This window comes from Rhizobium sp. AP16 (genome assembly GCF_000281735.1).
Taxonomy (GTDB): Bacteria; Pseudomonadota; Alphaproteobacteria; order Rhizobiales; family Rhizobiaceae; genus Rhizobium; species Rhizobium rhizogenes.
This window is the reverse complement of record NZ_AJVM01000069.1, coordinates 1-12,881: the sequence shown is the minus strand read 5'-3', so window position 1 is coordinate 12,881 and position 12,881 is coordinate 1. Positions and strand designations below refer to the sequence as shown.

Sequence of the window (12,881 nt, the reverse complement as noted above, 5' to 3'; positions counted from 1 at the left end):
ATAAGGTTTTCGAGGAGATTTGATCTCATGGATATGATCCCGGAAGCCTTTTCTCCGCCGGCCCCGATCCCGCGCACCGTGCCGCCGTCGCGGCTGACGATCATCCGCACCATCCTGCGCAATCCGCTCGAATTATGGGGCGAACCCTCCTATACGCTGCCCTGGATCATGACGCGCTTCATTCGCGAGCGCACGCTGATTGTCAACGATCCCGGCCTGATCAAGCATGTGCTGGTCGACAATGCCGCCAATTACCGCATGTCCGATATCCGCCAGCTCATACTCCGGCCGATCCTGCGCGATGGCCTGCTGACGGCGGAAGGGCCGGTCTGGAAGCGCTCGCGCAAGGCCGTCGCCCCGGTCTTCACGCCGCGCCACGCCCAGGGCTTTGCCGGTCAGATGCTGAGCCAGAGCGAAGATTACGTCCGCAAATACGAGGATGTCGGCAGCGAGGGTGAGGTCTTCGATATCGCTGTCGATATGACCGAGCTTACCTTTGCCATTCTCGCCGAGACGCTGTTTTCCGGTGAGATCGTCACGGAAGGCGCCAGTTTCGCCGATGACGTCAACCAGCTGCTGCATCGTATGGGCCGCGTCGATCCGATGGACCTCCTGCGGGCGCCCTCCTGGGTGCCGCGCGTCACCCGCATCGGCGGCCAGAAGGTGCTCGACAAGTTTCGCGGTATCGTCCGCGATACGATGAACCTCCGCCTCGACAAGATGCGGAAGGATCGTGCGTCTGCACCCGACGACTTCCTGACGCTGCTCCTGGAAAAGACCGGCCCCGACGGCCTGACCATGGAGGAGATCGAGGACAATATCCTCACCTTCATCGGCGCCGGTCATGAGACGACGGCCCGCGCGCTCGCCTGGACGCTCTACTGCGTCGCCAATTGCCCGCATATTCGTGAGGCCATGGAGACGGAAATCGACCGGGTGCTTGCCACCGGCGTCGAGCCCGTCGCCTGGCTTGACCTGATGCCGAATGTCCGCGCCTCCTTCGAGGAGGCGATGCGCCTCTATCCGCCGGCCCCCTCTATCAACCGCGCCTCCATCGCCGATGATGAATGGACAAGCCCCAGTGGCGAGCGTGTCGAGATCCCGGCCGGGGTCACGGTGCTGATCATGCCCTGGACGCTCCATCGTCACGCGCTTTATTGGGATAAGCCGCGCGCCTTCATGCCCGAACGCTTCCTTCCGGAGAATCGCGGCAAGATCAACCGCTTCCAGTACCTGCCCTTCGGTGCCGGCCCGCGCGTCTGCATCGGCGCCACCTTCGCCCTGCAGGAGGCCGTCATCGCCCTTGCCGTGATGATGCACCGCTTCCGCTTCGATCTCACTGACGAGACCAATCCATGGCCGGTGCAGAAACTGACGACACAGCCGCAAGGCGGACTGCCGATGCGGGTAACGAGACGGTAGGATTGTTTTTGCCGCTTCGCAGCTAGCGGGCCAGGCGGGAAGGGTGCAATAACAGGTCACCTTCCGTTCAAAAGGTTAGATATTAGCGTGACATCTCACTTCCTGCTCGGCATCGACACGGGTGGAACCTATACCGATGCCGTTCTCTTTCATGAAATCGATGGCATCGTCGCCAAGGCGAAGTCGCTGACTACGCGGCATGATCTGGCCGTCGGCATTGCCGGCGCCGTCGATACGGTCATCGCCAAGGCCGGTGTTCCGGTTTCCGCCATCGGCCTGGTATCGCTGTCAACGACGCTTGCCACCAATGCGCTGGTCGAAGGACAGGGTGGCCGCGCCGGGCTGGTGATGATCGGCTTCGGGCCTGATGATCTGAAGCGCGATGGCCTGGTCGATGCGTTAGGATCCGATCCCGTGCTGTTCCTGCCCGGCGGGCACAATGTCCACGGCAATGAGAGCCCGCTCGATCTGACGGCCTTGGAAGAGGCTCTACCGGAGCTTTCGAAGAATGTTTCGTCCTTCGCTATCGCCGGCTATTTCGCTGTGCGGAATCCGGCGCATGAAATCCGTGTGCGCGATGCCATTCGCGAGCTGTCGCATCTGCCGGTTACCTGCAGCCACGAACTCTCCTCCAAGCTCGGCGGTCCGCGCCGGGCGCTGACGACGTTGCTCAATGCGCGCCTTGTCTCGATGATCGACCGGCTGGTCGGCGCCTGTGAAGGGTTTCTCGCCGCGCGCGGCATCTCGGCGCCAATGATGGTGGTGCGCGGCGACGGTGCGCTGATCTCGGCCGCTGAAGCCAAGCTCCGCCCGATCGAAACCATCCTCTCCGGTCCGGCGGCAAGCCTTGTCGGCGCGCGCTACTTGACCGGTCTCGACAATGCCGTGGTGTCCGATATCGGCGGCACCACCACCGATGTCGCCGTCATGGAGGCCGGCCGGCCGCGGCTCGATGCCGATGGCGCCGTGGTTGGCGGTTATCGCACCATGGTCGAAGCGGTTGCCATGCGTACCTATGGGCTCGGCGGCGATTCCGAGGTGAAGATCAACGATCGCGGCCTTGTCGCCGGCTTCGAGCTTGGGCCGCGCCGCCTGCTGCCGCTCAGCCTTGTCGCCCATACGCACAGCGAGAGCATCATTGCCGTGCTGGAACAGCAGCTGCGCGCGCCGCATCTCGGCCGCAACGCCGGCCGCTTTGCCGTGCGTACCGGTGTGCCGGATCATCTGGCAAGCGGGCTCACACCGCTGGAACAGGCGCTGTTCGACAAGATCGGTGCCGCGCCCCTGGCCCTCGACCAACTTCTGACCTCGACCTCGCAGAAGGCGACGCTGGATCGGCTGGTGGCGCGCGGTCTCGTGCACCTTAGCGGCCTGACGCCATCGGATGCCATGCATGTGCTCGGCCGGCAGAGCCAGTGGAACGGGGAAGCCGCGCGGCTCGGCCTCGCGCTGGCAATGCGGATGAAGGACGGTTCCGGTCGCCCGATCGCGGCATCCGTGGAGGAACTGGCACAAAAGATCGTCGATCGGCTGACCCGCCAGTCCGCCGATGTCATTCTGGCCGCCTGCCTTGCCGAGGATGGCGTTGCCGATCTCGATCCGGCCAAGTCGATCTCGATCGATCGCGCTCTTCGTCGTGCCCCGGGCATCGCCCGTTTTGCCGTTTCGCTCGATCGTCCCCTGGTCGGCCTCGGCGCTTCCGCTCCGGTCTATTATCCCGCCATCGCCGCGATGCTGGCGAGCGAGAGCGCCATCCCTGCTGATTCAGATGTCGCCAACGCCATCGGCGCTGTTGTCGGCCAGGTCCGCACCAGCGCCACTGTCTTCGTCACCATGCCGGAGGACGGCATCTATGTGCTGAACGGCGCTGGCGAGACCTTGCGGTTTACCGACGAAAAGAAGAGTTTCTCCATGGCGCGCGCGCGGGCGATCGCGGTGGCGATGGCGCAGGCACGGCTGAACGGTGCCGTCGACCCCGTCATCGCCGTGGATGAACAGGTGGACGCGCCGGAGGTTGAGGGCAATCGCAAGCTGATCGAAGCTCGCTTTATCGCGACGGCCAGCGGCAGGCCGCGAATCGCCGCGGATTGATTGTTTCCAAAACTGCATAAATCTTTCGAACTATTGCCAAATTGACGGAAGGCGAAACCGCCCGCAAAGTGGCACCATGTCAGAATTGAGCCGTTGAACGGCCGTGAGGAGTTGAGTGTATGAGCCGCATCGAGAAAAACGGGCTTCAGATCGAACCGGTCCTGTATGATTTCCTCGTCAAGGAGGCCCTGCCGGGCTCCGGCGTCGACGCGGATACCTTCTTTGCCGGTTTCTCGGCGATCGTCCATGACCTCGCTCCGAAGAACCGCGAGCTGCTTGCCAAGCGCGACCGGATGCAGGCGGCGATAGACGATTGGTATCGCAAGAACGGCGCACCGGTGGATCTCGCCGCCTACGAAGCCTTCCTGCGCGAGATCGGCTACATCATTCCCGAAGGCCCGGCCTTCACGGTTTCGACCGCCAATGTCGACACCGAAATCGCCTCCATCGCCGGCCCGCAGCTCGTCGTTCCGGTCATGAACGCCCGCTATGCACTGAACGCCGCCAATGCGCGCTGGGGTTCGCTCTATGATGCGCTCTACGGCACCGACGCCATCCCCGAAACTGATGGCGCCGAGAAGGGCAAAGGCTACAATCCGAAGCGCGGCGAGAAGGTCATCGCCTGGGTGCGCGATTTCCTCGACGCTGCTGTGCCGCTTAGCGATGCCAGCTGGAAGGACGTCGCGGGCTTTGCCGTTAAGGGTGGAGTTCTGGCGATTGCGACGAAGAGCGGCACTGTCGCTCTTACCGACGAAAGGCATTTCGCCGGTTATCTCGGCGATGTCGCTGCACCCTCACATATTCTCCTGAAGAACAATGGCATCCATATCGAGATCGTCCTCGATCCAAGTACTGATATCGGCAAGGTCGATCCGGCGCATATTTCCGATGTCCGGTTGGAATCAGCGATCACCACGATCATGGACTGCGAAGATTCCATCGCCGCCGTCGATGCCGAGGACAAGGCCGAGGTCTATCGCAACTGGCTCGGCCTGATGAAGGGCGACCTGACGGAGGAAGTCGCCAAGGGCGGCAAGACCTTCACGCGCCGCCTCAATCCCGATGTGACCTATACGGCACCCGATGGTGCCAGCTTCGAGCTGCATTGCCGCTCGCTGATGCTGATACGCAATGTCGGTCACCTGATGACCAATCCGGCGATCCTCGACCGTGACGGCAACGAAGTGCCGGAAGGCATCATGGATGCCATGATCACCGGTCTGATCGCGCTTTATGACGTCGGCCCCAAAGGCCGCCGCAAGAATTCCCGCGCCGGCTCGATGTATGTCGTCAAGCCGAAGATGCACGGGCCGGAAGAAGTCGCCTTCGCCGTCGAGATCTTCTCGCGGGTCGAAGACGTGCTCGGCATGCCGCGCAACACCATCAAGATGGGCATCATGGACGAGGAGCGCCGCACCACGGTCAACCTCAAGGAAGCCATCCGCGCCGCCAGCGAGCGCGTCGTCTTCATCAATACCGGCTTCCTTGATCGCACCGGCGACGAGATCCATACCTCGATGGAAGCCGGCCCGATGATCCGCAAGGGCGACATGAAGCAGGCCGCCTGGATCGCGGCCTACGAGAACTGGAACGTCGATATCGGCCTGGAATGCGGCCTTTCCGGCCATGCGCAGATCGGCAAGGGCATGTGGGCCATGCCGGACCTGATGGCGGCGATGCTGGAACAGAAGATCGCCCATCCAAAAGCCGGCGCCAACACCGCCTGGGTGCCGTCGCCGACGGCCGCGACACTGCATGCCACGCATTATCACAAGGTCAATGTTGCCAATGTCCAGCAGACCCTGAAGAGCCGCGTCCGCGCCAAACTTTCCGATATCCTCTCCGTGCCGGTCGCCTCGCGCCCGAACTGGACGCCGGAAGAGATCCAGCACGAGATCGACAATAATTGCCAGGGCATCCTCGGCTATGTCGTCCGTTGGGTCGATCAGGGCGTCGGCTGCTCGAAGGTGCCGGATATCAACAATATCGGCCTGATGGAGGATCGTGCCACGCTGCGCATCTCGGCGCAGCACATGGCCAACTGGCTGCACCACAAGGTCATCACCGAGGCACAGATTGTTGAGACGATGAAGCGCATGGCCACCGTGGTCGACCAGCAGAATGCCGGTGACCCGCTCTACATCGCCATGGCCGGCAATTTCGATGGCTCGGTTGCCTTCCAGGCCGCGCTCGAGCTCGTGCTCAAAGGCCGCGAACAGCCGAACGGCTATACCGAGCCGGTCCTGCACCGCCGCCGCATCGAACTGAAGGCGAAGCAGGCCGTATAGGCCTGCGTCCACCATTCGGGTACAAACAAAAAGGCCGCCGGATCGATATCCGGCGGCCTTTTCAAATTCCGATTGCCAGCAATTACTGGATCACGACGACCTTGGTGCTGTGACCCGGCAGAACGCGGCTGTAGAGATCGATGACGTCCTGGTTGATCAGGCGGATGCAGCCCGAGGAAGCAGCGGTTCCGATCGAGGCCCATTCCGGCGTGCCGTGCAGGCGGAACAGCGTGTCCTGGCCCTTTTCATTGTAGAGATACATGGCGCGGGCACCGAGCGGGTTCGAGAGACCCGGGTTCATGCCGCCGTCGACATATTTCGCGATTTCCGGACGGCGCACTGCCATTTCTTTCGGCGGATGCCAAGTCGGCCATTCCTGCTTCCAGGCGACATAGGCGGTGCCGGACCAGGAGAAACCCTGCTTGCCGACGCCGATGCCGTAGCGCATCGCTTCGCCGTTGCCGAGGATATAATAGAGATGGCGCTCGCGCGTGTTGACGATGATCGTGCCTTCAGCCTCATTGGACTGGTAGGCCACGATCTGGCGGCGGAACTGCGGCTTCACCTTCTGGATCGGGATCGCCGGCAGCTGGTAGCCGTTGTCACTGATCACGCCGTAATCACCATCGAAGGACTTTACGGTCTCGGTTGCGGAATTGGCTGTGGCGGTCGGCGTGGCTGCGGCCGTGGTGGCATAGCCAGCCATAGCGAGCGTCGCGACGAGGCCCAGTGCGGTGATAGCATTGCGGGTGAGCATGGAAGTCTCTTGGTGCGTTGTGGCAGGGAATGGGATGGTATTCACCATCTTTGAATATGGTTTATTTTCCATTAAACTTTGCTTTGCAAGCGGCAGCGCTCCTAGTTCAATGGCGCCGCTGCGCAAATTAAAGGGACATGGCTTTTTTGCAACGTTTCTTGCCGGTTCCCGAGGCAATTCATGACGATTTTGAATGTTTACAATAATAATCCGTTAATAGATGGCCGCCAGTCGGAACGGGCGATGCTTGTACGTCGGGGCGTGCAACTATTACTGCATGAGATGCGTCACGCCATCTTGCCGGAGTTGCCGCTCGCAAGCGGCCGCCGGGCCGATCTCATCACCCTGTCGGAAAAGGGAGAGATCTGGATCATCGAGATCAAGACCTCGATCGAGGACTTCCGCGTCGATCGCAAATGGCCGGATTATCGTCAGCATTGCGACCGCCTATTCTTCGCGACCCATAAGGACGTGCCGCTCGATATCTTCCCGGAAGATTGCGGGCTGTTCCTGTCGGACGGCTATGGCGCGCATATGATCCGCGAGGCGCCCGAGCATCGCTTGGCTCCGGCGACGCGCAAGTCGGTGACGCTGAACTTCTCCCGCGCCGCCGCCCAGCGGCTGTTATTAGCCGAATGGGCGACGGGCAAGGATTTTTCACCTGAATGATGGTTATTTCGGCGCGCGCTTGGCGAGGATGCGTTGCAGTGTGCGGCGATGCATGTTGAGGCGGCGGGCCGTTTCGGAAACGTTGCGCTCGCACATTTCGTAGACGCGCTGAATATGCTCCCAGCGAACCCGATCCGCTGACATCGGATTTTCCGGCACTTCGGCCTTTTCGCCCGGCCGCTGCGTCAGCGCCGCATAGACATCGTCCGCGTCAGCCGGCTTGGCGAGATAATCGAGCGCGCCGAGCTTCACAGCGGTAACCGCCGTTGCGATATTGCCGTAGCCGGTCAGGACGACGATATGTGTGTCGTCGCGCCGCTGCCGGATCGCCTCGATGACCTCGAGGCCGGTGCCGTCGCCGAGGCGAAGGTCGACGACGGCATATTTTGGTGGAGTGACCTTGGATTTGGCGACGCCTTCCGCCACTGATTCCGCCGTCTCGACCGTGAAGCCGCGCGTCTCCATGGCGCGCGCCAGACGGCGCAGAAAGGGTCCGTCGTCATCGACGATCAGCAATGTCGCATCCGGGCCGATATGGTCCGCAATATCCTTGGCCCCAGCGTGGGGATCGGCAAGCTCTTTATCCGTCATCATCTTCAATCCCGGCGGCATCCCGCCTGCACAAGTCCTACTGATTTTAACGACCGGTGTTTTAAGCCGTGAAACTCATTTTGTCGAATTACTGTCGATCAAAACGCGCGGCCATTCGACGCGGATACGGGCGCCCGGCGTCTCCGGATCGCGATTGCCGAAGGAAATGGCCGCGCCCGAGCGTTCCAGCAGGGTCTTGGCAATGAACAGTCCAAGCCCGAGGCCGCCGGCCGTGTCGTCGCGCTGCCGCGTCGTGACGTAGGGCTCGCCGATCCGCGTCAGGATGTCGGGTGCATAGCCGTTGCCGTCGTCCTCGATGATGATGATGAGCAAGGCCGGGTCGTACTCCACCGTGACGGTCACGGTCTTGCGCGCATAATCGACGGCATTTTCAATGAGATTGCCGAGCCCGTACATGATGCCGGCATTGCGGTTGAGCACCGGTTCGCCGGCCCTCGGGCTCTTTTCGATCAGCTCCAGCTTTATACCGAATTCCCGATGCGGCGCGATGACCTCTTCCATCATCGACGACAGCGTCAGTCGTCGCATATGCGCCTCGTCTTCGGCCGACAGCGTCGTCAGTCGCCGCAGGATATCCCGGCAGCGTTCGCTCTGGCTGCGCAGCAGCGCCACGTCCTCGCGGAAGCGGTCGTCCTCTTTGAGTTCGCGCTCCATCTCCTTGGCAACGACGCTGATGGTCGCAAGCGGCGTGCCGAGCTCATGGGCAGCGGCCGCCGCCAGCCCGTCTAGCTGCGACAGATGCTTTTCCCGCTGCAATACCAGTTCCGTCGCCGCCAGCGCATCGGCGAGCTGCGATGCCTCCATGGAGACGCGATAGGCATAGAAGGCGGCAAAGGCCATGGTCGAGGCAATCGAGCACCAGACGCCGAGCTGCATGACGCTATGGACGTTCACTTCGACGCCGCCATACCAGGGCAGGGGAAAGGGCGAAAAGGCAAGACCGGTGATGCAGATCATCGCCAGCACGATCAGCACCATGCTGTAGCGGATCGGCTGCGAGGCAAACGAGATAATGACCGGCACGCAGACCAGCGCCGAGAACGGATTGGCAAGTCCGCCGGTAATCAACAGCAGCCCACAGAGTTGCAGAAGGTCAAGGCCGAGCAGTGCAAAGGCGGCCGGCGGCTCCAGCCGGTGCGTCGGCGGGTAACGCAGCGTCAGGAAGAAGTTGATCCAGGCAAGGCAGGCGATCAGCACGCAGCAGGCCAATAGCGGCATCGGAAATTTCAGCCAGAAGGCGACGATCATCACCGTTGCCGTCTGGCCGCCGACCGCGAGCCAGCGCAGGCGCACCAATGTCTGCAATCTCAGCCGCCGGCTGGTGTGATAATCGTCCTGCAGCTTGGCGTCCGCGATCGCGATCTTGTCCAATCCTCTGAAGAAACTGGCCATGTTCAGGTTCCCCTCGGCTTGGTTCGTGTCGTCGGCGAGGCCTCCGCCGGATCTTCCGGCCAGGGGTGCCTCGGATAGCGCCCGCGCATGTCGGCGCGCACGTCTTTCCACGATCCCGCCCAGAAACCCGGCAGGTCGCGCGTCGTCTGGATCGGCCGGTGTGCCGGCGACGTCAGCTCCAGCACCAGCGGCAAGCGACCGCCGCCGATCGTCGGATGCTGCTTCAGCCCGAAGAGTTCCTGTACGCGAATCGTCAACAGCGGCTCCTCTCCTTCATATTGGATCGGGTGACGCTGACCGGTCGGTGCCTCGAAATGCGTCGGCGCCATCCGGCCAAGGTCGCGTTGCAGCTCGTGCGGCACCAGCGACATCAATCCATTGGAGAGCCCACCGAGGGAAATATCGGAAAGGCCGCGCGCATCCGTCTGGAAGGGCGTGAACCAGTCTTCGAGCCGCAAGAGCAGGGCGTCATCGCTGACATCGGGCCAGGGCTCGCCGATCGTACGGTGTAGGAAGTCGATCCGGTCCCGCAATTGATTTGCGTCCTTGGAAAACGGCAGCACGCCGATCCCGAGCTCGCGAATGCCCTCGGCCAAGGCTCTTGCTGCCTTTTCCCCCGATGGGCGCGGCAAGGGTGTCTCTTCAAAGATGATGGCGCCGAGCCGGGTGACGCGGCGCGCACGCACCTGCCGGCTCGCCTTGTCGAAGACGCTTTGGTCTTCCGTGCGGATTTCGCCCGGCAGATGCTCTTCGACATCCCCCCGCGAAATCTCGGACGCGGCCAGGATACGGGCTTGCGCGGCCCGGCCGGTCAGATCGGCGATCACCAGCATCTGCGAGCCGGCCAGCCGCTCCGTCTCCGGCAGTTCGGCGCCTCGCCCGTTCGCCATGACGAAGCGCCCACGGCCGCCGCGCTGCAGGGCAATGCGATCCGGGAAAGCATGCAGCAACAGGGAGCCGGCCAATATCGGCGCACCCGCAGTCGTGGTCTTGCCGCCGCCTGCCGCCATCGCCAGCCTTCCGGCCAGTCGGCGCGCCGCCTCGGCCCGCTCGCCCTTTTCCGTCTTGAACCGCCTGAGTCGTTCTTCCAGATCGACGCTCGCCCCCCCCAGTCCCTGTTCCGTCAGCAACACGGCGAGCATTGCAGCCTCTCGCGCCTGGCCGAATTCCGCTGCCGAGATCACCATGGCCGACAGCCGGGGCGGCAAGGCCAGATCGCGCATCAGCTTCCCGCGCGTCGTTAAGCCGTTCTCGGCGTCCAGCGCCCCCAGCTGCCGCAGCAGCACGCGCGCCTCACTGAGTGTGGTTGCCGGCGGCTGATCGACAAAGGCAAGCGTGGCGGGGTCCTGCACGCCCCAATGGGCAAGATCGAGCGCTAGCCCTGAGAGATCGCTGGAGAGGATCTGCGGCGGCGTGAAGGCCGGCAGCGCTGCCGTCTGGCCGGGATGCCACAGCCGGATCGCAGTGCCGGGCTCGGTTCGTCCGGCACGGCCGGCCCGCTGGTCGGCGGAGGCTCGCGATACGCGTACCGTCTCCAGCCGGGTGATGCCGGTCGAGGCCTCGAAGACGGGTAACCGCTGCAGGCCGCTGTCGATGATGATCCTGACGCCGTCGATGGTGATGGAGGTCTCGGCGATTGAGGTCGCCAGCACCACCTTGCGCGTGCCCTTGGGCGCCGGGCGGATCGCCGCGTCCTGCTCCTTCTGACCGAGATTGCCATAAAGCGGCGCAATGACCGTCTCCGATGGCAATCGGTTTTCAAGCCTTTCGACCGTACGGGTGATTTCCGCCTGTCCCGGCAGAAAGGCGAGGATCGAGCCCTGTTCCGTCGCATGCGCGTCGAGGATCGCCCGTGTCACCGTATCCTCGATCCGCTCTCCGGCCGGCCGGTCCTGATGGCGGATGTCGATCGGAAAACCGCGGCCCATGCTTTCGATCACAGGTGGATGGTTAAGCAGCACTGCTACCCGTTCGACATCAAGCGTCGCCGACATCACCAGGATACGCAGATCCTCGCGTAGGGCCGATTGCACGTCGAGCGCCAGCGCCAGGCCGAAATCCGCATCCAGTGATCGCTCGTGGAATTCATCGAAGATGACGGTGGAGACGCCGGCAAGTTCGGGATCGTCGAGAATCATCCGCGCGAACACGCCCTCGGTCACCACTTCGATGCGCGTCTTTGCCGAAATGCGATTGTCGAGCCGCATCCGGTAGCCGACGGTGCCACCAACCTCTTCGCCGAGCAGTGAGGCCATGCGCGCCGCCGCCGCCCTTGCCGCCAGCCGTCGTGGTTCCAGCAGGATGATCTTGCCGTCGCCGCGCCAGCTCTGGCCCAACAGGTAAAGCGGCACCAGCGTCGTCTTGCCAGCGCCGGGCGGTGCGGACAGCACCGCGCGCCGCTCTCGGCCAAGGGCCGTGCCGATATCGGCCAGCACATGCGAGACCGGCAGCTCGGGCAGCGGAGGCGTCATGGATGTCACGCTTGCCTGCCCCGCGCATATTCATAGGCCAGAATTGCGCCGGCGAGATCCTCGAGTGCCGCGCCCACCGATTTGAACAGGGTGATGTCGGCGTCGTTCGCGCGTCCCGACTTTGTTTCGCGAACGAGTTCGCTGAGTTCGGCGCGGATGGCATCCTCCGTCAGCACGCCGCTCTTCAACGGCTGCACGATATCGCCGGCTTCCTTCATAGCGCCGGCGCGCGTATCGACGAAAACCTCTGCGCGTCGGATCGCGGCGTCGTCGGTCTCGCGCATGTCCGGCTTGAAACCGCCGACGAGATCGAGATGCGCGCCGGGCTTCAGCCATTCGCCCTTGATCAGGGGCGTGCTCGACAATGTCCCGCAGGAAATGATGTCGGCGCTGCGGGCGGCGGACTCGAGATCGGTGACGGCGATGACATCCAGACCAAGAGCCCGCGCTTGGCCGGCGATGTCTGCCGCCTTGTCGTGATCGCGGCCCCATATGCCGATCCGCTTCAGGCTCCGTCCTTCGGCATGCGCCTGGATCAGATTGAGCGACAGCCGCCCCGACCCACAGACCAGCAGCTTCTCGGCATCCGTGCGCGCAAGATAGCGCGCCGCCAGCGCCGAAGTGGCCGCTGTGCGTCGTGCCGTCAGCTCGCCGCCGTCGATTACCGCCAGCATCTCACCGGTCTTGCCGGAGGACAGCAGATAGGTGCCGAAGATCGCCGGCAGGGCGCGGGTGGCATTATCGGGAAAGACCGAGACCATCTTTACGCCCATATATTGTCCCGGCAGCCAGGCTGGCATCAAAAGCAGGGTCGCTTCGCTTTCGCCCGGCACCTCCATATCATGGTGATGCCTGACCGGCATGACGCAGTCGCCGGTAAACATGGAGGCGATCGCCTCGATCAGTGCCGGCCAGGCCAGCGCCGTACGTGTCTGCTCTTCATTAAGGACCAGCATTGTCCGCTCCTCTATTGCTTGGGACTTTCTATTAGGTCTTAGCTGAGAAACTGGCAATTGGCGGCGCTGACCGGCGGTGTATTCGGTAGGGAAACCCGATTCCGCAATCTTCGTCCTTTATAGGAAGGTGGATTCCCCGATGACTCGTAAAATGAATCCGAAAAAGCCCGCTTAAGAGGACGATTTTCACTGCCATTCAATCACCCCGACAAATCCCCTAGTA

10 protein-coding genes are annotated in these 12,881 nt (G+C 62.8%); 5 read left to right on the top strand and 5 right to left on the bottom strand.

Annotated elements, in window-relative coordinates:
• The first annotated feature begins 27 nt into the window (after positions 1–27).
• From PMI03_RS22450 to PMI03_RS22440, 3 genes are all read left to right on the top strand, one after another.
• The gene (locus PMI03_RS22450) at positions 28–1,422 is read left to right on the top strand and encodes a cytochrome P450 (protein WP_007698527.1); all 1,395 of its coding nucleotides are present in this window, start codon (positions 28–30) and stop codon (positions 1,420–1,422) included.
• An 87-nt stretch (positions 1,423–1,509) separates the two neighbouring features.
• Positions 1,510–3,513, top strand: coding sequence for a hydantoinase/oxoprolinase N-terminal domain-containing protein (locus PMI03_RS22445; RefSeq protein WP_007698524.1), 2,004 nt, complete (start codon positions 1,510–1,512; stop codon positions 3,511–3,513).
• A gap of 119 nt (positions 3,514–3,632) precedes the next feature.
• On the top strand, positions 3,633–5,801 hold the full coding sequence (locus tag PMI03_RS22440; RefSeq protein WP_007698521.1) for a malate synthase G: 2,169 nt from the start codon (positions 3,633–3,635) through the stop codon (positions 5,799–5,801).
• An 82-nt stretch (positions 5,802–5,883) separates the two neighbouring features.
• Here PMI03_RS22440 and PMI03_RS22435 read toward each other — a convergent pair whose 3' ends face one another.
• Positions 5,884–6,558 (bottom strand): L,D-transpeptidase, encoded by a 675-nt coding sequence (locus tag PMI03_RS22435; RefSeq protein WP_007698520.1) that lies wholly within the window; start codon positions 6,556–6,558, stop codon positions 5,884–5,886.
• A 34-nt stretch (positions 6,559–6,592) separates the two neighbouring features.
• On the opposite strand from PMI03_RS22435, the gene PMI03_RS31855 reads away from it, so the two are divergent.
• Positions 6,593–6,742: a hypothetical protein gene (locus PMI03_RS31855; RefSeq protein ID WP_155293944.1), complete on the top strand. Its 150-nt coding sequence runs from the start codon at positions 6,593–6,595 to the stop codon at positions 6,740–6,742.
• Positions 6,739–7,227, top strand: a complete 489-nt coding sequence (locus PMI03_RS22430; protein ID WP_007698517.1) for an MmcB family DNA repair protein — start codon at positions 6,739–6,741, stop codon at positions 7,225–7,227. Before PMI03_RS31855 ends, PMI03_RS22430 begins: the two co-directional genes overlap by 4 nt.
• Before the next feature lie 3 nt (positions 7,228–7,230).
• Here PMI03_RS22430 and PMI03_RS22425 read toward each other — a convergent pair whose 3' ends face one another.
• The 4 genes from PMI03_RS22425 to PMI03_RS22410 form a co-directional block, all read right to left on the bottom strand.
• Entirely contained in the window at positions 7,231–7,818 is a 588-nt protein-coding gene (locus PMI03_RS22425) for an ActR/PrrA/RegA family redox response regulator transcription factor (protein WP_012650667.1), read from the bottom strand.
• Between the two features lie 75 nt (positions 7,819–7,893).
• Complete coding sequence (locus PMI03_RS22420) at positions 7,894–9,231, bottom strand: ActS/PrrB/RegB family redox-sensitive histidine kinase (protein ID WP_007698495.1); 1,338 nt, start codon at positions 9,229–9,231, stop codon at positions 7,894–7,896.
• Positions 9,232–9,233: 2 nt separating this feature from the next.
• Positions 9,234–11,702, bottom strand: coding sequence for an ATP-dependent helicase HrpB (gene hrpB / locus PMI03_RS22415; RefSeq protein WP_007698492.1), 2,469 nt, complete (start codon positions 11,700–11,702; stop codon positions 9,234–9,236).
• 5 nt (positions 11,703–11,707) lie between these two features.
• Positions 11,708–12,658 carry an ornithine cyclodeaminase family protein gene (locus tag PMI03_RS22410; protein WP_007698488.1) on the bottom strand — a complete coding sequence of 317 codons (951 nt, stop codon included), beginning with the start codon at positions 12,656–12,658 and terminating at the stop codon, positions 11,708–11,710.
• Between the last annotated feature and the right edge of the window lie 223 nt (positions 12,659–12,881).

What these genes read in the sequence shown, in the direction of transcription:
- PMI03_RS22440 (WP_007698521.1), top strand. Translation starts at nt 3,633, where the DNA reads ATGAGCCGCATCGAGAAAAACGGGCTTCAGATCGAACCGGTCCTGTAT.
- PMI03_RS22425 (WP_012650667.1), bottom strand. Translation starts at nt 7,818, where the DNA reads ATGACGGATAAAGAGCTTGCCGATCCCCACGCTGGGGCCAAGGATATT.
- PMI03_RS31855 (WP_155293944.1), top strand. Translation starts at nt 6,593, where the DNA reads ATGGTATTCACCATCTTTGAATATGGTTTATTTTCCATTAAACTTTGC.
- PMI03_RS22435 (WP_007698520.1), bottom strand. Translation starts at nt 6,558, where the DNA reads ATGCTCACCCGCAATGCTATCACCGCACTGGGCCTCGTCGCGACGCTC.
- PMI03_RS22420 (WP_007698495.1), bottom strand. Translation starts at nt 9,231, where the DNA reads ATGGCCAGTTTCTTCAGAGGATTGGACAAGATCGCGATCGCGGACGCC.
- hrpB (WP_007698492.1), bottom strand. Translation starts at nt 11,702, where the DNA reads ATGACGCCTCCGCTGCCCGAGCTGCCGGTCTCGCATGTGCTGGCCGAT.
- PMI03_RS22450 (WP_007698527.1), top strand. Translation starts at nt 28, where the DNA reads ATGGATATGATCCCGGAAGCCTTTTCTCCGCCGGCCCCGATCCCGCGC.
- PMI03_RS22410 (WP_007698488.1), bottom strand. Translation starts at nt 12,658, where the DNA reads ATGCTGGTCCTTAATGAAGAGCAGACACGTACGGCGCTGGCCTGGCCG.
- PMI03_RS22430 (WP_007698517.1), top strand. Translation starts at nt 6,739, where the DNA reads ATGACGATTTTGAATGTTTACAATAATAATCCGTTAATAGATGGCCGC.